At 68.6% G+C, this 20432-nt stretch carries 12 protein-coding genes, 1 tRNA gene and 1 pseudogene; 6 read left to right on the plus strand and 8 right to left on the minus strand.

The window, feature by feature from the left end:
- A pseudogene (locus ACIA8F_RS29445) lies at nucleotides 1-1068 on the minus strand (VCBS repeat-containing protein); the annotation flags it as partial.
- A 459-nt stretch (nucleotides 1069-1527) separates the two neighbouring features.
- On the opposite strand from ACIA8F_RS29445, the gene ACIA8F_RS29450 reads away from it, so the two are divergent.
- Both ACIA8F_RS29450 and ACIA8F_RS29455 read left to right on the plus strand, forming a co-directional pair.
- Complete coding sequence (locus ACIA8F_RS29450) at nucleotides 1528-8415, plus strand: ricin-type beta-trefoil lectin domain protein (RefSeq protein WP_399383278.1); 6888 nt, start codon at nucleotides 1528-1530, stop codon at nucleotides 8413-8415.
- A gap of 14 nt (nucleotides 8416-8429) precedes the next feature.
- Nucleotides 8430-8672, plus strand: coding sequence for a hypothetical protein (locus ACIA8F_RS29455; protein WP_399383280.1), 243 nt, complete (start codon nucleotides 8430-8432; stop codon nucleotides 8670-8672).
- 71 nt (nucleotides 8673-8743) lie between these two features.
- Here ACIA8F_RS29455 and ACIA8F_RS29460 read toward each other — a convergent pair whose 3' ends face one another.
- Genes ACIA8F_RS29460 through dnaK form a run of 4 tightly spaced genes read right to left on the minus strand, consistent with a single transcriptional unit; the run spans nucleotide 8744 to nucleotide 12970 of the window.
- Nucleotides 8744-9196 carry a heat shock protein transcriptional repressor HspR gene (locus ACIA8F_RS29460; protein ID WP_399383282.1) on the minus strand — a complete coding sequence of 151 codons (453 nt, stop codon included), beginning with the start codon at nucleotides 9194-9196 and terminating at the stop codon, nucleotides 8744-8746.
- A gap of 1 nt (nucleotide 9197) precedes the next feature.
- Nucleotides 9198-10388, minus strand: a complete 1191-nt coding sequence (gene dnaJ, locus ACIA8F_RS29465; protein WP_399383283.1) for a molecular chaperone DnaJ — start codon at nucleotides 10386-10388, stop codon at nucleotides 9198-9200.
- A gap of 42 nt (nucleotides 10389-10430) precedes the next feature.
- Nucleotides 10431-11123: a nucleotide exchange factor GrpE gene (gene grpE / locus ACIA8F_RS29470; protein ID WP_399383284.1), complete on the minus strand. Its 693-nt coding sequence runs from the start codon at nucleotides 11121-11123 to the stop codon at nucleotides 10431-10433.
- Nucleotides 11123-12970, minus strand: a complete 1848-nt coding sequence (gene dnaK / locus ACIA8F_RS29475) for a molecular chaperone DnaK (RefSeq protein ID WP_399383286.1) — start codon at nucleotides 12968-12970, stop codon at nucleotides 11123-11125. Before dnaK ends, grpE begins: the two co-directional genes overlap by 1 nt.
- Nucleotides 12971-13155: 185 nt before the next feature.
- Between dnaK and ACIA8F_RS29480 the strand changes: the two genes are divergently transcribed.
- Both ACIA8F_RS29480 and ACIA8F_RS29485 read left to right on the plus strand, forming a co-directional pair.
- Nucleotides 13156-13701, plus strand: a complete 546-nt coding sequence (locus ACIA8F_RS29480; RefSeq protein ID WP_399383287.1) for a sugar transferase — start codon at nucleotides 13156-13158, stop codon at nucleotides 13699-13701.
- A gap of 121 nt (nucleotides 13702-13822) precedes the next feature.
- A complete protein-coding gene (locus ACIA8F_RS29485; RefSeq protein ID WP_399383289.1) occupies nucleotides 13823-16303 on the plus strand; it encodes a (Fe-S)-binding protein in 2481 nt (826 codons plus the stop codon).
- Between the two features lie 98 nt (nucleotides 16304-16401).
- Here ACIA8F_RS29485 and ACIA8F_RS29490 read toward each other — a convergent pair whose 3' ends face one another.
- Complete coding sequence (locus ACIA8F_RS29490; RefSeq protein WP_399383291.1) at nucleotides 16402-17493, minus strand: hypothetical protein; 1092 nt, start codon at nucleotides 17491-17493, stop codon at nucleotides 16402-16404.
- A gap of 255 nt (nucleotides 17494-17748) precedes the next feature.
- Here ACIA8F_RS29490 and ACIA8F_RS29495 point away from each other — a divergent pair, with 255 nt between their 5' ends.
- A complete protein-coding gene (locus ACIA8F_RS29495; RefSeq protein WP_399383292.1) occupies nucleotides 17749-18669 on the plus strand; it encodes a Yip1 family protein in 921 nt (306 codons plus the stop codon).
- A gap of 95 nt (nucleotides 18670-18764) precedes the next feature.
- On the opposite strand, the gene ACIA8F_RS29500 is transcribed toward ACIA8F_RS29495, so the two are convergent.
- Nucleotides 18765-19277 carry a phosphoribosyltransferase gene (locus ACIA8F_RS29500; protein WP_399383293.1) on the minus strand — a complete coding sequence of 171 codons (513 nt, stop codon included), beginning with the start codon at nucleotides 19275-19277 and terminating at the stop codon, nucleotides 18765-18767.
- Nucleotides 19274-19861 (minus strand): dCTP deaminase, encoded by a 588-nt coding sequence (dcd, locus tag ACIA8F_RS29505; RefSeq protein WP_254382356.1) that lies wholly within the window; start codon nucleotides 19859-19861, stop codon nucleotides 19274-19276. The genes ACIA8F_RS29500 and dcd overlap by 4 nt, the downstream gene beginning before the upstream one ends.
- Before the next feature lie 476 nt (nucleotides 19862-20337).
- On the opposite strand from dcd, the gene ACIA8F_RS29510 reads away from it, so the two are divergent.
- Nucleotides 20338-20408 (plus strand) — tRNA-Gly (locus ACIA8F_RS29510).
- The last annotated feature ends 24 nt before the right edge of the window (nucleotides 20409-20432 follow it).

A 20432-nucleotide genomic window follows, 5' to 3' on the forward strand; every position in this document is an offset into this window, starting at 1 on the left:
GGCGTTGTAGTTCTGGCCGTTGTAGAAGCTCGACCCGCCGGCCGTCTTGTAAAGCAGCGACCACGCGTACTTGCGACCCTTGAACGACGGGTCGACAAACACCGGATACACGGTGTCCGCCGCATTCAGCAGCGCCGCGTCCGGCTTCAGCGAGAGGGTGCCCTCGGCGAGGGAGGCCGCCGCCACGGAAAGGTGCGCGCCTTCCGCACCCGCCAGACCCTTCAACCCCAGGGTCGGGTGGTCCTTGGCCGCTTTCGGGGCCTGCCAGGCGGGAACGTCATCCGTGGTGGCGACCTTGCCGGACGAATCCCACATCAAGGGCGACGGCGAACCGGCGACTTCCTCGTCCTTGGCATCCCGCGCCGACAGCGCACCGGACTCGCCATCCAGCTGGAACTTCAGATCGGGCGAGGCCAGGCGGTAGTTGATCTGCGCCAACAGCGGATCGGCCGCGGCCTGCTTGTCCTTCACGACCAGGAGGTGCGAGTAGCCGGCGTCCTGCGCGGTCATCACGAGGTCGATGCCGGGGCGCACGTTCTCGTACAGGGCCCGCGGGCCGTCGATGACCGGCGCGGGCAGCACGCCCGGCCAGCTCACGGCCATGTCATGACCGTCGACGTTCAACCGGACCAGCTCGGTCCACACCTGCCCCGGCTCATCCACCGTCAGCGCGGACCGCACCACACCACGCGAAGCCCGCGCGTCCGCGGCCGCCGTACCCGCACTGAAGACGACGGCCCCGTTGACGGCCTTCGCCGCGTAACCGGCCTCCGTCTTCGCCAGGTTGGTGTCGATCGGCTTCCACGCCTCGCCGACCTTCGCCCGTACCGCCGAGCTGAAGACCTGCTTCCTGAACGACCCGCCAGGCTGCGCCCAGGTCGTGGAGTTCGGACTCCGCTCCGCCGTGACCTCGACTTCCTTGCCGCTCTCCTCCGCCTGCTTGCGGGCTTCGGGAGCTGCTACCGGAGCCCCGGCCGCCTCGGCAGCAGGCTTCTCCTCCTGCCCGGTACCGTCGCGCAGCTGCACGCCGACCGGAACGGCCACCGCGAGTGCGAGCAGCGCGGCCACACCCCCCAGATTCCTGCGACGCCGGAACCACCGGGGTCTTGGCGGGGCGTCGGGTACGACCGCCGACTCCGTCTCAGAATCTGAATCGCTGACAAGCACTTTTCGGTCTCCCCCTCGGACGCACGTATTCCACTTTGCCGTTTGATGGCAAAAGTGCGCCCCGATCATGAACCATCTCCGAGGCTGAATCACCCCCCAACTTGGCCTATACCTATAAGCGTTGGGGGATCTTGGACCGATTTGACACAACATATGGATGCAGTCGAGTGATTAACGCCACTCCACCCCTGATTGCAGTGGACTTCCGGCCACCTCTCCCTCCAAGATCTGCGGGCAATTTGTCAATCCTTTGCCGTCCGGAATTCCACAATCCGGATGGCAGCGGTATGGGGGGAATACATGTCGCCGTTTGCGGCGAGTAATTTGCGCCTTCCCGGAAACGGGACGGCGCGCCGATATATGGCCCGCACCGGAGCCACGCTCTCCGTCGTGCTCCTGGCCACGCTCCTGCCTGCCCAGGCATGGGCCGCACAGCCCGGCCCGCGCTCGGGCGTCCAGCTGCCCGGTCTGCAGTCCGATATCAAGGCCAAGCTCGACAAGGTCGAAGCGGCCAAGCTGGAGGGCTGGGCCGGCGCGCCCGCCCAGCCCCCAGCCGGCTACGAGCCCTCCAAGGTCACGCCCCCGGCGGCCGGTACGGCCGACGTCGCGCTGAGCGCCGGTACCGGGACCGCTCTGGTGAAGGCGGGCACGCTGCCCGTCAGCATCGGCAAGGCCTCGCCCACCGAGAGCGACCCGGCTCCGCCCGCGCCCTCCGGTACCTGGGGGGTGTCCGTCGAGGCCCGTACGGCCACCGAAGCGGCCGGCCTGGACGGCGCGATCATCAAGGTCACGCCGCCCGACGAGGGCTCGACCCCGGTGGACGTGCAGCTGGACTACAAGCAGTTCGAGGACCTCTACGGCACCGAGTGGTCCACGCGCCTGGAGCTCAAGCAGCTCCCCGCCTGCTTCCTGACGACGCCTCTCGTTCCCGAGTGCAGCGACGCAAAGCACATCCCCAGCACCAACGACCCGGCGACGGGCACCGTCCGCGCGACCGTGGACCCGGCGACCGCCCCCGGCCAGACCATGCGGACGATGGCCGTCGGCGGCGGCGGTCCCACCGTCCTGGCCGCGACGGACTCAGCCTCCGGCGCGGGGGGCACGTACAAGGCCACCTCGCTCTCCCCGTCGGGCACCTGGACTGCGGGCGGCAGCGGCGGCGGCTTCTCCTGGAGCTACCCCCTGGGCGTCCCGGCGGCCCCGGCCGGCCCGGAGCCGAAGATCTCCCTGTCCTACGGCTCGCAGGCGGTCGACGGCAAGACCTCCGCCGCCAACGGCCAGGCGTCCTGGATCGGCGACGGCTGGGACTACCACCCGGGCTTCGTCGAGCGGCGCTACCGCTCCTGCTCGGCCGACCTCAAGAACGCGCCGAACAACGACAACAGCACGGACAAGAAGAAGAACGACCTGTGCTGGGCCGGCGACAACATGGTGATGTCGCTCGGCGGAAACACCACCGAGCTGGTCCACGACACCGCCACCGGAAACTGGATCCCCGCCAACGACGACGGCTCCAAGGTCGAGCGCCTGACCGACGCGAACGTGGCCAACGGTGCGAAGGACGGCGAGTACTGGCTCGTCACCACCCGCGACGGCACCAAGTACTACTTCGGCCGCCACGACGTGGACGGCGCAGGTACCCGGCCCGTGACCGACTCGGTCTTCAGCGTCCCCGTGTTCGGCAACCACACCGGCGAGCCCTGCCACGCGTCGTCTTTCGCCGCGTCCTCCTGCAAGCAGGCCTGGCGCTGGAACCTCGACTACGTCGAGGACATCAACGGCAACGCGATGATCATCGACTGGAAGCGCGAGGAGAACCGCTACTCCAAGAACGGCAAGACCAAGGAGAAGAACCGCGACGAGGTCGGCTACATCCGCGGCGGCTACCCCTCCCAGATCTCCTACGGCCTGCGCTCGAACAACCTCTCCGGCCCGCCGGCCGCCAAGGTCGAGTTCACCGTGGCCGAGCGCTGCAAGGTCGAGGGCACCACGAAGTGCGAGGACTCCGAGTTCACATCGAAGAACTACGAGCTCAAGCAGCCCTGGTGGGACACTCCGTCCACGCTGAACTGCACGTTCACGGATGAGACCTGCTACGTCTCCGTCCCCAGCTTCTGGACCCGCAAGCGCCTGACCGGCATCACCACCTGGGGCCAGCGCACCGAGGGCACCACCGACCTGTCCAAGGTCGACACCTGGACGCTGGACCAGTCGTTCCCCAAGCAGCGCACCGACACCCACCCGCCACTGTGGCTGGAGTCGATCACGCGCACCGGCTACGGCACGAAGAAGGACGAGGACGGGAACCAGCTCAGCGCCTCGCTGCCCCCGGTCTCCTTCCTCGCCAACGTCCAGGACATGCCCAACCGCGTCGCGAAGAGCGCGCAGGACGCCACCCCGGACTACGACCGACTTCGCGTGGAGACCATCCGCAACGAGACCGGTGGCGAGGTCTACGTCGACTACTCCGCCCCGTGCGCGGTGGGCACCACCCACCCGAAGCCCGAGGAGAACACCACTCGCTGCTTCCCCAACCACTGGTCCCCGGACGGTGAGCTGGAGACTCCGCCGCTGGAGTGGTTCAACAAGTACGTCGTCGAGAACGTCGTCGAGAAGGACCGCGTAGCACGTCAGCCCGATGTCACCACCAGCTATATCTACGAGGGCGACGCAGCCTGGGCCAAGGACGACGACGAGTTCACCAAGCCCGAACTGCGCACCTTCAACCAGTGGCGCGGCTACGCCTCGGTCGTCACCACCAAGGGCGTGACCGCCAACGCGGGCCGGCCCGACGCCACCGAGCAGTCCCAGACCCGGACCCGCTACTTCCGCGGCATGTCCGGCGACGCGGGCCGCGCGGTGATCACTGTCAAGGACTCCACCAACACCGAGACCCTCGGTGAAGACCTGCCCCAGTACCAGGGCAAGGAAGCGGAGGCGATCACCTACACCAAGGCCGGAGCCGGCGGCACGGTCGCCGCCCGCGACCTGAACTGGTACGAGTTCAAGAAGACGGGCTCCCGGCCGCGGGACGGCACCATCGACCTCCAGGCCTTCCGCGTCGACACCTCACGGATGGACCGGTACGAGGCGATCAGCGCCGGCCGCATGCGCCTGACGCGTGCGACGGACACCTTCGAGCCCACCTACGGTCTGAAGACCACCTCCCAGACCGAGGCGATGACCTCGAACGGCTCCGGCGGCTGGACGGTCGAGGAGCAGACCTGCACCGCCACCAACTACGTCCACAACACCTCCAAGTACCTGATCGGCCTGCCGCAGGCCGTCCGTGCCACGGCCGGCACCTGCGCACAGTCAGCCACCGGCGCGCTGCTGTCCAACACCCGTACCTCGTACGACGCCCTGAACGCATTCGGTACGGCCCCGGTGAAGGGCCTGCCCTTCCAGACGGACACCCAGGACGGACCGGGCACGGGCTGGATCACCACGGGGCGCTTCGAGTACGACGCCCTCGGCCGCGTGGTGAAGTCGTACGACCCCGCCGGCAACGCCGTCACCACGACGTTCACCCCCGCGACCGGACCCGCCTTCAGCCAGACGGCGACCAACGCGCTGACGCACAAGTCGACCACCAAGTTCGACCCGGCGCGCGGTCTGGTCCTGGAGGTCACCGACCAGAACAACCGGAAGATCACCTCGCAGTACGACCCCATGGGGCGTACGACCGCCGTCTGGACTCCTTCGCAGAACCCTGCGATCGACAAGGCCCGGCAGACCTTCGACTACCAGATCACCGAGCACGAGCCCCCGGCCGTGACCTCGCGCATGCTGCGGGACAACGGCACCTACGAGAGCACCATCGAGATCTACGACGGTCTGCTGCGCCCGCGTCAGACCCAGTCGGAGGCGATCGGTGGTGGTCGTCTGGTCGACGACAAGCTCTACAGCGCGAACGGCACGGTCCGCCACACCAACAACCGGTACTACGCCGAGGGGGAGCCGAACCGGGACGTCTTCGTTCCCGAAACGGTCTTCCACGTCCCCAATGCCACGGAAACGGCCTACGACGGCCTCGGGCGTCCGGTGCGCGAAACCACCCTCTACGAAGGCACCGCGCACCACTCCGACGTCAAGCTCTACGGCGGTGACTGGACCGTCGAGCGCAGCGGGATGTCCGCCGACGGCTCGGCGCCACTGCCGGGCAGCCAGGCCGTCAAGTCCTGGACCGACGCGCTGAACCGCACGACGCTCATCCAGAACTACACGGCCACCGACCTGACCACCTGGAACAACACCAGCTACGCGTACGACGTGCGCGGCAAGCTGGCCAAGGTCACGGATGCCAACAACAACAACTGGACGTATTCCTACGACGCCCGAGGTCGCACAACCGGCTCCACCGACCCGGACATGGGACCGTCGCTCTACGGCTACAACAACCTCGACCAGCAGGTCTGGGCCGAGAACGCTGCCGGCAAGAAGACGTACACCACCTACGACAAGCTCGGCCGCAAGACCGAGACCCGCGAGGACTCCGCAACCGGCCCCCTGATGGCCTCCTGGACCTTCGACACGCTCGCCGGCGGAAAGGGCAAGCCGGCGACATCCACCTCGTACGCCAATGGGACGGCGTTCAAGAACGAGATCACCGGCTACGACACCGAGTACCGCCCCACGGGCAGCAAGATCACCATTCCGGACACCCCGGCTACCCAGGGCCTGGCCGGCACGTACGCCTACTCCACCACCTACACGCCCACAGGTGCCGTCCAGTCGAGGACGCTCCCTGCCACTCCCGGTGGCCTGGCGGCCGAGAAGCTGATCACCCGATACAACGCCGACGGCCAGCCCGTCACGTTGTCCGGCCTGTCCTGGTACACGGCGGATACCACCTACAGCCCCTTCGGCGAGGTGCTGCGCACCACTTCGGGTACCGCTCCCTACCGGGTGTGGACGACCAACCTGCACGACCCCAACACCGGTCGGATCACCCAGTCGATCTCCGACCGGGAGACGGCCAACTACAACCGGCTCTCGGCGCTGTCGTACACCTACGACGTGGCGGGCAACCCGACCTCGATCACGGACACCCAGCCGGGCGGCAAGATCGACCGGCAGTGCTTCACCTACAGCCCGATGGGCCAGCTCACCAAGGCCTGGACCGGCAAGACCGAAGCGTGTAGCGGGCCTTCGCTGAACGACGTCACCGCGGGCCCGGACGGTGACGGCTACTGGCAGGACTTCGAGTTCGACGCCATCGGCAACCGCACCAAGTCGGTGAATCACAACCTCACCAACGCGGCGCTGGACCAGACGTCGACCTACACGTACGGCATCGATCCCCCCGGAGGCAGCCAGCTCCTGCTCAGGAGCCAGCCCCACACGCTCACCAAGGTGGAGAAGAAGCAGGGCACGACCCTGCTCTCCCAGTCCACCTACGAGTACGACGCCACGGGCAACACCAAGACCCGCAAGGTCGGCGCGGACACCCAGGCCCTGACCTGGGACCGCAAGAACAAGCTGACCTCGGCGAGCAGCGCCGGCATCGGCGCCGTCGCAGTCACCGGCCTGGCCGGCAAGTGCCTGGACGTGGAATCGGGCTCGGCCGCGGACGGCACTGCCGTCCAGCTGTACCCCTGCAACGAGACCCGTGCGCAGCAGTGGCGCCTGTCAGGCGACACCGTGCGTGCCCTGGACAAGTGCCTCACGGCGGACGGCCTGTACGCCCGTCTGTCGACGTGTGACGGGAGCGCCAAGCAGAAGTTCACCTACCGCACCGCCGACAAGACGCTCTACAACGCGGCGGCCAACGCCTGCCTCACCGTCCCCAACGACAACCCCGTCGACGGCAACGACCTCCACATCTTCGCCTGCGCCGCGAATGCCGCAGCCCAGCAGTGGACCTTCGCCGACAACACCACCACGTACGTCTATGACGCCGACGGCAACCGCCTCATGGAGGAGACCGGAAGCGCCCGCACCCTCTACCTCGGCGAAACCGAGGTAACGGTCAACAAGACCGGCCAGGCCGTCGACGCGGTCCGCTACTACGGCGGATCCGGTGCGCCGACCACCGTGCGCCAGACCACGGGCAGCGCCACGGGCCACCGGCTGACGGTCCTGCTGGCCGACCACCACAACACCGGCACCATCGCGGTCGAGCAGAAGGCCGGGCAGGCGGTCACCCGGCGCAAGTCCGACCCGTACGGCAACCAGCGCGGCACGATGGCCACCAACTGGCCCGGCAGCCGTACCTTCCTGGGCACCGGCAACGAGGACCACACCACGGGCCTCACCCACATAGGCGCCCGCGAATACGAGCCGACCACCGGCCGTTTCATCTCCGTCGACCCGGTCATCGACATCACCGACCCGGTGCAGATGAACGGGTACAACTACGCGAACAACAACCCCGTCGCCCAGATGGACCCGACGGGCCTCGAGAGCTGCTACGGGTACGGGTACTGCGGTGGCGGCGGCGGGACCAACGGCAAGTCCATCGAGGAGGTTCAGGCAGAAGAGGAGGTCAGCGACTGGCTCGACGAGGACCCCGCCCCCACCGTCACCGTCACCGTCGACAAGGAAGGTGACATCTGGATCAACGGTGGACGCGTCAAATCCGCCAAGGAGCTGGAGGCCCGCGCTCCGCTCAAGAAGACGTACGAAGAGCGGCTCAAGGACTGGCTCAGCTACGAGCGGTGCTTCAACATCGACTCGCAGGACTCCTTCTGCTCGGGAGCCGCGGCCCTCGGCATGTTCTCGTACGAGAGGACGCCGGCCAACGCGATCATCGGCGACTTCCTGCTCCACGTCATCGTCCCGGACGCCGCCGCCTGGGCGGGCTGCTCCGGCTTGATCATGAAGAACTGCGCGGTTGCCGCGCTCGACCTGCCCTGGCTCAAGTGGGCCAAGGCGATCAAGCTCGTCGGCGAAGCCAAGCGGATGGAAAAGGCGGTCGAGGCCGCCAGAGCCGGGACGAAGGCGGGGCGCGTTGCAGCAGCCGCCGCCGAGGAGTTCGCGAAGCTCAAGGTGATCGCCGAACGCTACGGCGGCAAGGGCGCCCAGGTCGATGCGATCTTCGGCAAGGGCAAGCTCTGGGCCAACAAGTTGGAGAACATCGAGCTCCAGAACCCCGATCAGCTGAAGAAGGTGAAGAAGACCTTCCTCAAGAGGGATGTCGAAGCCGCGCGAGACGGCTACCGAAGGGTCGAGTTCGAAAGCAAGGGCAAGAACCCGAGCGCCAAGCACAGGGCAGACTTGATGGACTACTACCTGGAAAACTGGTGACGAAAATGGGAACCATGAAGTTCGTGGTTCAGGCTGGACCGAGCACGCCGCTCACCGTCCAGCTCGAGCCGCAGAGCACCGAGTTCGAGCTCTCACCCGGTGACTACCTCACTGTCGAATGGCCGACTGAAGGGCCCGGGAAGCTGCTCGGCGGATTCACCCACGAGCCGGACCGGCTGACCCTCAGCGAACCTCCGGGCGGCTCCGCGCGCATCTGGAACTCCCGCGGTAAGGAACTCGACATTCTCGGCGGCTGAGTACGGAGGAAGGCCCCGCCCGGATCATCCGGGCGGGGCCTTCCCCATGTCTGCCTGCCTGCGGCTGGACGTCAGTCCAGCGGCCGTTTCGGTGCCGGTCGCCAGACGACCAGGGCGCTGCCCGGCTTCGGTGCCTGGTACGGGACCAGGTCGCGCCGGTACGAGGCGTGCACCTGGGCCTCGCGCTGCTGGAGCACGGCGGCGGCGCCGTCGACGGCCGAGGAGAGCTCGGCCACGCGCTGCTGGAGCGCGGCGACCTGGTTCTCCAGCTCGATGATCCGCTTGATGCCCGCCAGGTTGATGCCCTCTTCCTGGGACAGCGCCTGGACGGTGCGGAGCAGTTCGATGTCACGGGCCGAGTAGCGCCGGCCGCGCCCGGCCGTACGGCCCGGGGAGACCAGGCCGAGGCGGTCGTACTGGCGCAGGGTCTGCGGATGCAGGCCCGAGAGCTGGGCGGCCACCGAGATCACGTAGACCGGGGTCTCATCGGTGAGCTGGTAGTGGCTCCTACGGCGGCCGTCCATGTCATGCTCCCTTCGCGGACTCGAACAGCGCGGAGCGCGGGTCCTCGGACTCCGTCGCCTCGCGGTACAGCTCCAAGGCCTCGCGGGCCTTGTCGTTCAGCTCGGTCGGGACGGCGACCTCCACCGTCACGAGCAGGTCGCCGCGGGTGCCGTCCTTGCGGACCGCCCCCTTGCCGCGGGCCCGCATCGTGCGGCCGCCGGGGGTGCCCGGGGGCAGCTTCAGCGTCACCGAGGGGCCGTTCAAGGTCGGGACCTTGATGTCGGCTCCCAGCGCCGCCTCCGCGAAGGTCACCGGAACGGTCACCGTGAGGTTGTCGTCCTTGCGGCCGAAGACCGGGTGCGCGTCCACGTGCACGACGACGTACAGGTCACCGGCCGGGCCGCCGCGCTCGCCCGGGGCTCCCTTGCCGCGCAGCCGGATCCGCTGGGAGTCGGAGACCCCCGCCGGGATCCGGACCTGCATGGTCCGGGAGCTGCGGGCCCGCCCGCTGCCCTTGCAGATGTCGCAGGGGGTCTCGGCGATGAGGCCGCGGCCCTTGCAGTCCGCGCAGGGGTCGGTCAGCGAGAAGCCGCCGCCGCTGCCGCGGGAGACCTGGCCGGTGCCGACGCAGGTCGGGCACACGCGGGGCGTGCCGTTCTTGTCGCCGGTGCCCGAACAGGCCTTGCAGGGCGACTGCGAGGACATCCGGAGCGGGACCGTGGCCCCGTCCACCGCCTCCGTGAAGGAGAGGGTGACCTCCGACTCGATGTCCTGGCCGCGGCGCGGCTGGGTACGGGTGCCCGCACCCGCGCCGGCGCCGCCGCGGTTGAACAGGCCGCCGAAGACGTCGCCCAGGCCGCCGCCGCCGAAGCCGCCGGCCGGGCCGCCCTGCTGCTGGCCTCCGAAGAGGTCACCGAGGTCGAAGTTGAACGAACCGCCGCCGCCCCCGCCGGGACCGGGGCGGAAGCCGCCGTTCCCGAACAGGGCGCGGGCCTCGTCGTACTCCTTGCGCTTCTTGGCGTCGCCGAGGATGTCGTTCGCCTCGGAGATCTCCTTGAAGCGCTCCTCGGCCGAGGCGTCGCCCTTGTTGGCGTCCGGGTGGAACTCGCGGGCGAGCTTCCGGTACGCCTTCTTGATCTCGGCCTCGGTGGCGTCCTTCGGGACACCGAGGACCTTGTAGTAGTCCTTCTCGACGAAGTCCTTCGTGCTCATCCCCGGTGTCCCTCCTCTCGCGCTGCTTCTACGTGTTCAACTTCAGCCCTTGTCGGGGGCATCCGCGTCCTCGCCCGACGCGTCCACCGCGTCCGACCCGGAATCGGCCTCCGCCGCCTCGGACTTCGGTGCCGCGCCCGGCTGGGGCTCGGCCACCGCGACCCGCGCGGGACGGATCGTACGCTCGCCGATGCGGTAGCCCGGCTGCAGGATCGCCACGCAGGTGTCCTCGGTGACGTCCGGCGCGTACGAGTGCATCAGGGCCTCGTGGATCGTCGGGTCGAAGGGCTCGCCCTCCTTGCCGAACTGCTGCAGGCCCATCTTGGCCGCGGCGGTCTCCAGCGATTCGGCCACCGACTTGAAGCCGCCGACCAGCTCGCCATGTTCCCGCGCCCGGCCGATGTCGTCCAGGGTCGGGAGCAGTTCCGTCAGGAGGGACGCGACCGCGATCTCCTTGACGGCGATCCGGTCCCGCTCCACCCGGCGGCGGTAGTTCTGGTACTCCGCCTGGAGCCGCTGGAGGTCCGCGGTGCGCTCGCCGAGCGCGGTACGGGCCTGGTCCAGCTGGGCCAGGAGGGCTGTTTCCTGACCGCTCGGTGCTGCTGCGGAGTCCCCGGCCGGGGCCGCGGCCTCCTCCTTGGAGGAAGCTGCGGCCTTCGGCTCGGCGGCGTCGTCAGGCGTGCCGTCGGCGGGGACTTCGGGCTTCTCGTCGAAGCCCGGGGTCTCCTCCGACATCAGGCAGCGCCACCCTTCGGCTTCTCGTCGTCGACGATCTCGGCGTCGACGACGTCGTCGTTGGCGTCGGCCTGGCCGGCGTCACCGGTCGGCGCGCCACCGGCGGCCTGGGCACCGGCGTCGGCGTAGATCGCCTGGCCGAGCTTCTGGCTGACGGCACCGAGCTTCTCAGTCGCGGTGCGGATCTCGGCCGCGTCCTCGCCCTTGAGCTTTTCCTTCAGCTCGGCGATGGAGGCCTCGACCTCTTCCTTGACGTCGGCCGGGACCTTGTCCTCGTTGTCCTTGACGAACTTCTCCGTCTGGTAGACGAGGCTCTCGCCCTGGTTGCGGGACTCGGCCGCTTCCTTGCGGCGCAGGTCCTCGTCCGCGTACTGCTCCGCCTCCTGGCGCATGCGGTCGACCTCGTCCTTGCCGAGCGAAGAGCCGCCGGTGACGGTCATCTTCTGCTCCTTGCCCGTGCCGAGGTCCTTGGCCGTGACGTGCATGATGCCGTTCGCGTCGATGTCGAAGGAGACCTCGATCTGCGGGACGCCACGCGGAGCCGGCGGCAGGCCGGTCAGCTCGAACATGCCGAGCTTCTTGTTGTACGCCGCGATCTCGCGCTCGCCCTGGTAGACCTGGATCTGCACGGACGGCTGGTTGTCCTCGGCCGTCGTGAAGATCTCGGACCGCTTGGTCGGGATCGTGGTGTTGCGCTCGATGAGCTTGGTCATGATGCCGCCCTTGGTTTCGATACCCAGGGACAGCGGGGTCACGTCGAGGAGCAGGACGTCCTTGACCTCACCCTTGAGCACGCCCGCCTGGAGGGTCGCGCCGATGGCGACGACCTCGTCCGGGTTGACGCCCTTGTTGGCGTCCTGACCGCCGGTGAGCTCCTTGACGAGCTCGGCGACGGCCGGCATGCGGGTGGAGCCGCCGACCAGGACCACGTGGTCGATCTCGGACAGGTTGATGCCCGCGTCCTTGATGACGTTGTGGAACGGGGTCTTGCAGCGGTCGAGCAGGTCCGCGGTCAGCTGCTGGAACTGCGAGCGCGTGAGCTTCTCGTCCAGGTGCAGCGGGCCCTCGGCGGAAGCCGTGATGTAGGGCAGGTTGATCGAGGTCTCCGTGGAGGAGGACAGCTCGATCTTCGCCTTCTCGGCGGCCTCGCGCAGACGCTGGAGCGCCATCTTGTCCTTGGACAGGTCGACGCCGTGGCCGTTCTGGAACTGCTTCACCAGGTAGTCGACGACGCGCTGGTCCCAGTCGTCGCCACCGAGGTGGTTGTCACCGTTGGTGGCCTTCACCTCGACGACGCCGTCGCCGATCTCCAGGAGGGACACGTCGAAGGTGCCGCCACCGAGGTCGAAGACGAGAATGGTCTGGTCGTCCTTGTCGAGGCCGTAGGCCAGGGCGGCGGCCGTCGGCTCGTTGACAATACGCAGGACGTTCAGGCCCGCGATCTCGCCGGCCTCCTTCGTCGCCTGGCGCTCGGAGTCGTTGAAGTAGGCCGGGACGGTGATGACCGCGTCCGTGACCTTCTCGCCCAGGTACGCCTCGGCGTCGCGCTTCAGCTTCTGCAGGATGAAGGCGCTCATCTGCTGCGGGTTGAAGTCCTTGCCATCCAGGTTGATCTTCCAGTCAGTGCCCATGTGGCGCTTGACGGAGCGGATGGTCCGGTCCACGTTCGTGACCGCCTGGCGCTTGGCCACCTCGCCGACGAGGACCTCGCCGTTCTTGGCGAAGGCGACGACGGACGGCGTGGTCCTGGCGCCTTCGGCGTTGGTGATGACGGTGGGCTCTCCGCCTTCCAGAACGCTGACGACGGAGTTAGTGGTGCCCAGGTCGATGCCGACCGCACGTGCCATTTTGATTCCTCCAGCTGACTTGAGTGGAACAGACTCAAGAGTGCACCACCCCCTCCGACTGTGTCAACAGAGGTGAGTCGAGGGGACTCAACCTTTAGGCCACCCTTACGCTCAGGAGCGCCATTCGGGGCACCACGGCCGCGCGGCACCCGCGCACCACCACGGGCGTGCGGCACCGTGCTGACATGCAGAAGCTGCTCTCGCTCCCCGCTCGGCCACCGGCCCTGCCGCAGCTCCCGGCCGGGCCGCCGGCCAAGCGGGTGCTCGACCTCGCCGGAGCGGCGCTCCTGCTCGGGGTGCTCCTCGTACCGCTGCTGCTGACCGCCGGACTGCTCTACGCGACCCAGGGCGCGGGCGTCCTCGTCCGCGAGCCCGCGGCGGGCCTGGCCGGGCGGCCCTACCGGGCGTGGCGGTTCCGCGTCGGCAAGGGCCGGGCCGGGGCGGCCCTGGAACGGTGCGCGCTGGACGGACTCCCGCAGCTGCTCAACGTGGTGCGCGGCGAGATGTCGCTGGTCGGGCCGCGCCCCGGGAACGGCCCGTCGGACCGGCCCGAGCGGCTCCTCGTACGGCCCGGGATGACCGGGCTGTGGCAGGTGAGCGCGCGCTCGGACCTGCCGTGGGAGGAGATGGACCTGCTGGACCGGCACTACGTGGAGAACCACTGGCTGGGCATGGACCTGGCGATCCTCGCGCAGACGCCGCGCGCGGCCTGGCGGCACGGACGGCTCTGAGCCGGGGGCGAGCGACGCAGATCACCGCGCGCTCGGCTACATTGCGGCGTCGGGACTGGGTAACCTCAAGCCTTGACTGGATAAGTTACCGCTTAGTAAGTGCCGCCCGAGGAGCCCTCCCATGCAACTCGCCGCGATCATCGTGTCGCTGGTCCTGACCGTGGTCGGCGTCGCGCTGCTCGCCCGAGCCGTGGCGCAGATCTACCGTTTCGTGAAGCTCGGACAGCCCGTACCGGCAGGCAGCCGTACGGACGACCCGAAGTCCCGAACGATCACCCTGGTCCGGGAGTTCCTCGGCCACAGCCGGATGAACCGCTGGGGCCTCGTCGGCTTCGCTCACTGGTTCGTCGCGATCGGCTTCCTGACGCTGCCGCCCACCCTGGTGCAGGCGTACGGGCAGCTCTTCCAGGCCGACTGGACGCTGCCGGTCATCGGCGGCTTCCTGCCGTTCGAGCTCTACATCGAGTTCATCGGTCTGATGACCGTGCTCGGCATCGTCATCCTGATGGGGATCCGCCTCGCCTCGCTGCCCTCGCGGGCAGGCCGCAAGTCGCGCTTCGCCGGCTCGAAGGCCTGGCAGGCGTACTTCGTCGAGTACATCATCCTGACCATCGGCCTCGCGATCCTGTGCCTGCGCGGACTCGAAGGCGCCATCCACCACGTGGACTCGTACGAGCCCGCGTACTTCGTCTCGTACCCGCTGGTGCTCGCCTTCAAGGGCATGTCCCTCGGCGCCCTGCAGAACGCCATCTACTTCACCGCGATGATCAAGATCGGCACCTCGCTGATCTGGATGATCGTGGTCTCGCTGAACACCAACATGGGTGTGGCCTGGCACCGCTTCCTCGGCTTCCCGAACATCTGGTTCAAGCGGAACGCCGACGGCGCGGTCGCGCTGGGCGCGCTCCAGCCCATGACCAGCGGCGGCAAGGTCATCGACTTCGAAGACCCGGGCGAGGACGACGTCTTCGGCGTCTCGCAGGTCGAGCAGTTCTCGTGGAAGGGCATCCTCGACTTCTCCACGTGCACCGAGTGCGGCCGCTGCCAGTCGCAGTGCCCCGCCTGGAACACGGGCAAGCCCCTCTCCCCCAAGCTCCTGATCATGTCGCTGCGCGACCACGCGCACGCCAAGGCCCCGTACCTGCTGGCCGGCGGCGGCAAGGACATGGAGGGCAACGAGAAGGCGACGCCGGAGCAGCTGGCGAACGTGCCGGCCGCGGCCCTGGCCGAGGCCGAGCGCCCGCTGATCGGCACGGCCGAGGAGAACGGGGTCATCGACCCCGACGTCCTGTGGTCCTGCACGAGCTGCGGCGCGTGCGTCGAGCAGTGCCCGGTGGACATCGAGCACATCGACCACATCGTCGACATGCGGCGCTACCAGGTGATGATCGAGAGCGCCTTCCCGAGCGAAGCCGGGACGATGCTCAAGAACCTGGAGAAGAAGGGCAACCCCTGGGGCCTCGCGAAGAAGCAGCGCGTCGAGTGGACCAAGGAGGTGGACTTCGAGGTCCCGATCATCGGCAAGGACGCGGAGGACCTCTCCGAGTTCGACTACCTCTACTGGGTCGGCTGCGCCGGCGCGCTGGAGGACCGGGCGAAGAAGACCACGAAGGCCTTCGCCGAGCTGCTGAACATCGCGGGCGTCAAGTTCGCGATCATGGGCGGCGACGAGAAGTGCACGGGCGACTCCCCGCGCCGCCTGGGCAACGAGCCGCTCTTCCAGCAGCTCGCCCAGGAGAACGTCGCGATGCTGAACATGGCCTTCGGCGAGGACGACGAGGACCCGGAGACCAAGAAGCCGAAGTCGGCGAAGCGCATCGTCTCCACCTGCCCGCACTGCTTCAACACCATCGCGAACGAGTACCCGCAGCTGGGCGGCGAGTACGAGGTCATCCACCACACGCAGCTGCTCCAGCACCTGATCGACGAGGGCCGCCTCACGCCGGTGACCCCGGTCGACGGGCTGATCACGTACCACGACCCCTGCTACCTGGGCCGGCACAACAAGGTCTACACGCCGCCGCGCGAGATCATGTCGGCCGTACCGGGCCTGCGCCAGCAGGAGATGCACCGCCACAAGGAGCGGGGCTTCTGCTGTGGCGCGGGTGGCGCGCGGATGTGGATGGAGGAGCGGATCGGCAAGCGCATCAACAACGAGCGCGTCGACGAGGCCCTGTCCCTGAACCCGGACATCGTCTCCACCGCCTGCCCCTTCTGCCTCGTGATGCTCACCGACTCGGTGAACGGCAAGAAGAACGACGGCCAGGCGAAGGAACACGTCACGGTGGTCGACGTGGCGCAGCTGCTGCTGGACTCGGTGAAGACGCCGGAGCCGGAGCCGGTGGTCGAGGCGGAGCCGGTGGTCGAGGCGGAGCCGGTGGTCGAGGCGGAGCCGGAGGTCGAGCCGGAGCCGGAGGTCGTCGCCGAGCCTGTGGCTGAGCCCGTCGCCGAGCCCGTGGTCGCGGCGGAGCCCGTCGCCGAGCCCGTCTCGGAGCCGGAGGCCGAGGCCCCGGTGGCGGAGGCCCCGAAGGCCGAAGCGGCCGAGCCGAAGGCGGCGCAGGCCCCGGCGGAGCCGGGCACCGACGGCGCCGAGGCGAAGTAGCCCGCAGCGCGGCACGGAACAGCGGAACGGCCCGCCCCCACTGTGGGGGCGGGCCGTTCCGCTGTTCAGGGTCCGGTCCGGGGGCCGGGGTCCAGGGGTCAGGACCGGCCGGACCGGCTGCGGCGCAGCATCGCGAAGCCGAGGCCCGCGGCGCCGACCGCCGCCATGCCGCCGCCGGCGGCGAGCATCAGCGTGCCGTCGCCTTCGGCGGACACCGGCACGACACCCTCCGCACCGGCCTTCACACCGCCCTTCGGCACGACCCGCTCGACGGCCTTGTTCGCGACCTTCTCGACCTTCTCGACCGGCTTGGCGAGCGGCTTCTCGACCGGCTTGGCGACGGGCTTGGCGTCCTTCGTGCCGACCGCCTTGCCGCCCTTGCCCACCTCGTACTTCTCGATCAGCTTGCCGCTGGTGAACTCGTAGACCCAGCTGTTCCCGCCGTTCTTGCCGTCGATGACGACGAACTTCACGCGCTTCCCGTCCTGGACGAGCTTGTACGTCCAGCCGTCGTTCGTCGCGGTCGGGTGCTTCAGGTCGATCGTGCCGAGGAGGTTCCCGTTCGGCATCGAGATCTCGACGCGCTTGCCGTTCGGGCCGTCGATCAGCCGCGCGTTGCGCCCGTCGGGCATGGCGACCTGGACGACGTTCTCCTGCTTCTCCACCGGCTTCGGCTTCTCGATCGGCTTCGGCTTCTCGACCGGCTTGGTCGCGCCCTCGACCCACGAGGTGACGGTGCCGTTCGGCTGGAGGACCACGTGCAGCCCGTTGTTCTGGCCGTGGGCGGGCTTGCCGTCCTTGCTGACCAGGGTGTCCAGCTTGACCCCGCCGGAGAAGATGTCGGCCTCGAAGTGGCCGCCGCCGAAGGTGTAGACCCTGGCGATCGATCCGTCGGCCAGCTTCACGGTCGTGACGTACGCCCGGACCGTGGGCTTCACCGGCGGGGTGGTCGGCCGCGTGGTCGGGGGCGTGGTGGGAGGCGTCGTCGGGGGCGTGGTCGGCGGGACGCTCGGGTCCACCTGCGGCTGCTGCGGGTCGACCGACGGCTGCTCGGTGCCCGGCAGGACCTGCGCGTCCGGGACCGCCGGGGAGTCCGCGAAGGCGGATCCCACCGGGAGGGCGAGGACGGCGGCCGCACCGGCCACGACGGCGGCGGTACGGAGGGTGGTGCGACGGTGCGGGCTGCGCATGACGGGGGCTCTTCTCGTGCTCGTTCGGCTGCGTGGCGGTGACTACGCCTACGAAGCTACGGAGCCGGTATGTCCGTATTCCGTCGGAGATGTAACAGGCATCGGCAGACTGCCGCGCAGCCACGTAACCCGCCCCGCCCCACCCTGAGAAGGCCCTCCAGGCACCCCCTAGGGGATGTCACAGCTCAGCCGCAAAGGGGGTTTCTTGCCCCGGCCCGGCCACCCGGCCGCCCGGGAGCGGGTACTTTCGATCACGTGGCTGGATTCAGGATCGGACGCGGCCGGGACAACAACCGCACCCCGCGGCAGCAGCCGTACGGTCAGCAGCAGGCGCCCCAGGCGCCGCCGCCGTACGGCCAGCAGCCCTACGCACCCCAGCAGTGGCCGCAGCAGGCCGCTCCCGGGGGCCACGGCGAGCCCGAATACTTCGACCCGCACGGCGGTCACGCCGGCCAGGGGCAAGATCAGGGGCAAGGTCAGGGATACGGCTACGGCCGGCCCCCGGTCCAGGGAGCCGGCGGCCCGAGCGACTCACCGGGGTACACGCAGGCCTTCGCCATCGGCGAGGACCCGTACCCGTACAACCAGGGCGCGACCTACCATGCGGGCGCGGCCCAGGCCGCCGCCCCGACCGGTCCGCGGCTGCCGTGGAAGGACCTGATCCGGGGCATCGTGACCCGCCCGGGCCCGACCTTCCTGCAGATGCGCGACTACGCCGTCTGGGGGCCGGCGCTGATCGTGACCTTCCTCTACGGGCTGCTCGCGGTCTTCGGCCTCGACGACGCCCGCAAGGACGTCATCAACGCCACCCTCTCCAAGGCCGTCCCGATCGTGCTCTCCGCGGGCGTGGCCTTCGTGATCTGCGGCCTGGTCCTCGGCGCCGTCACCCACACCCTGGCCCGCCAGATGGGCGGCGACGGGGCCTGGCAGCCCACCGTGGGCCTGTCGATGCTGGTCATGAGCCTGACGGACGTACCGCGCCTGCTGTTCGCCATGTTCCTGGGCGGCGACAACATGCTGGTCCAGATCCTCGGCTGGGCCACCTGGGTGGTGGCCGGCGCGCTCTTCACCTCCCTGGTCAGCAAATCGCACGACCTGCCCTGGCCGAAGGCCCTGGGCGCCTCGGCGATCCAGCTGATCGCCCTGCTGTCGATCATCAAGCTGGGCACGATCTAGCCCACGCGCGCACGCACGACGCGTGACGAAGGGCCCGCCACACGAAACCGTGCGGCGGGCCCTTCGTCACGCGCTCGCGTCTTCACACCTGCCTGTCAGGCGTCGAGAACCTGTCCCTCGCGCCGCACGACGGGCGGCTCGACCGACCAGGGGAAGTTGACCCACTCGTCGGTCTTCTTCCACACGTACTCGCACTTCACGAGCGAGTGGGACTTCTCGTAGATCACCGCGGACCGCACCTCGGCGACGTGCCCGAGGCAGAAGTCGTGCACGAGCTTGAGCGTCTTGCCCGTGTCCGCGACGTCGTCGGCGATCAGCACCTTCTTGGCGGTGAAGTCGATCGCCTCGGGCACGGGCGCCAGCATGACCGGCATCTCCAGGGTGGTGCCCACCCCGGTGTAGAACTCCACGTTCACCAGGTGGATGTTCTTGCAGTCCAGCGCGTACGCCAGACCGCCGGCGACGAAGACCCCGCCGCGGGCGATGCTCAGGATGATGTCGGGCTCGTAGCCGTCGTCGGCGATGGTCTGCGCCAGCTCACGCACGGCCCGCCCGAACCCCTCGTAATCAAGGTTCTCGCGCACTCCGCCACTCACTGCGTCACTCATGCCTCGTGCCTCACCTGGGTCCGGTGGAAGTTCTGGAAGGACCGCGAGGCCGTCGGGCCGCGCTGGCCCTGGTACCGCGATCCGTACCGCTCGCTCCCGTACGGGAACTCCGCGGGCGAGCTGAGCCGGAACAGACACAGCTGTCCGATCTTCATACCCGGCCAGAGCTTGATCGGCAGCGTGGCGAGGTTCGACAGCTCCAGCGTCACGTGCCCCGAGAACCCGGGGTCGATGAAACCGGCGGTGGAGTGCGTCACCAGCCCGAGACGGCCAAGACTGGACTTCCCCTCCAGTCTGGAGGCGATGTCGTCGGGCAGCGAGATGACCTCGTAGGTCGAGGCGAGGACGAACTCGCCCGGGTGGAGGATGAACGCCTCGTCACCCTCCGGCTCGACCATCCGGGTCAGATCGCTCTGCTCGGTGGCGGGGTCGATGTGGGCGTAGCGGTGATTCTCGAAGACCCGGAAGAACCGGTCGAGACGTACATCGATGCTGGAGGGCTGCACCATCGACTCGTCGAAGGGGTCGATGCGAACCCGTCCGCTGTCGATCTCGGCCCGGATGTCTTTATCAGAGAGAAGCACGTCCCGAGGATACGCAGAGCGCGCGGGCCGCCCCAATCGAGGCGGATTCCCGCGCGCCGGTGTCTCCGTCTTGCGCTCTCGCGCCTACCGCTTCGGCGCCGCTCCCACGGGCACGGCATGCCGCAGCCGCGCACAGCGCGGACACCGCAGCAGCCGCCCCGGCCCGATCCGGCCGGCACCGAGGTGCTGCAGCGGGAACGAAGCGGTGCTGAACACGTGCCCTTCGGCACAACGGACGACGGTGTGCTCCATCGAGTCCCTTTCCCCAACCAGCCGTACTGCGATGAATCGCCACATTAGGGGATGAACAAGACCCACTCCAGCCGCCGCTCCGCACACACAAGGTACGCCCCAACTCCCGCCCCCACGACAGCCCGTGCACCCCGCACGCGACACCACTCCCGGGACGAATTCACCAGGGGTCGATCATGGGGTAGAGTGAGAAACGATAGCGCTCCAGGCAACTGGACCACTACGCGGATGTAGTTTAATGGTAGAACATGAGCTTCCCAAGCTTATAGCGCGAGTTCGATTCTCGTCATCCGCTCTTGCAAGAAGGCCCAGGTCAGCG

The organism is Streptomyces sp. NPDC051563, from assembly GCF_044454225.1.
Taxonomy (GTDB): Bacteria; Actinomycetota; Actinomycetes; order Streptomycetales; family Streptomycetaceae; genus Streptomyces.

Bases quoted from the DNA above. Each gene is read 5' to 3' on its own strand.
- ACIA8F_RS29450 (WP_399383278.1), top strand. From the start codon at position 1,528: ATGGCCCGCACCGGAGCCACGCTCTCCGTCGTGCTCCTGGCCACGCTC.
- ACIA8F_RS29455 (WP_399383280.1), top strand. From the start codon at position 8,430: ATGAAGTTCGTGGTTCAGGCTGGACCGAGCACGCCGCTCACCGTCCAG.
- ACIA8F_RS29460 (WP_399383282.1), bottom strand. From the start codon at position 9,196: ATGGACGGCCGCCGTAGGAGCCACTACCAGCTCACCGATGAGACCCCG.
- dnaJ (WP_399383283.1), bottom strand. From the start codon at position 10,388: ATGAGCACGAAGGACTTCGTCGAGAAGGACTACTACAAGGTCCTCGGT.
- grpE (WP_399383284.1), bottom strand. From the start codon at position 11,123: ATGTCGGAGGAGACCCCGGGCTTCGACGAGAAGCCCGAAGTCCCCGCC.
- dnaK (WP_399383286.1), bottom strand. From the start codon at position 12,970: ATGGCACGTGCGGTCGGCATCGACCTGGGCACCACTAACTCCGTCGTC.
- ACIA8F_RS29480 (WP_399383287.1), top strand. From the start codon at position 13,156: ATGCAGAAGCTGCTCTCGCTCCCCGCTCGGCCACCGGCCCTGCCGCAG.
- ACIA8F_RS29485 (WP_399383289.1), top strand. From the start codon at position 13,823: ATGCAACTCGCCGCGATCATCGTGTCGCTGGTCCTGACCGTGGTCGGC.
- ACIA8F_RS29490 (WP_399383291.1), bottom strand. From the start codon at position 17,493: ATGCGCAGCCCGCACCGTCGCACCACCCTCCGTACCGCCGCCGTCGTG.
- ACIA8F_RS29500 (WP_399383293.1), bottom strand. From the start codon at position 19,277: ATGAGTGACGCAGTGAGTGGCGGAGTGCGCGAGAACCTTGATTACGAG.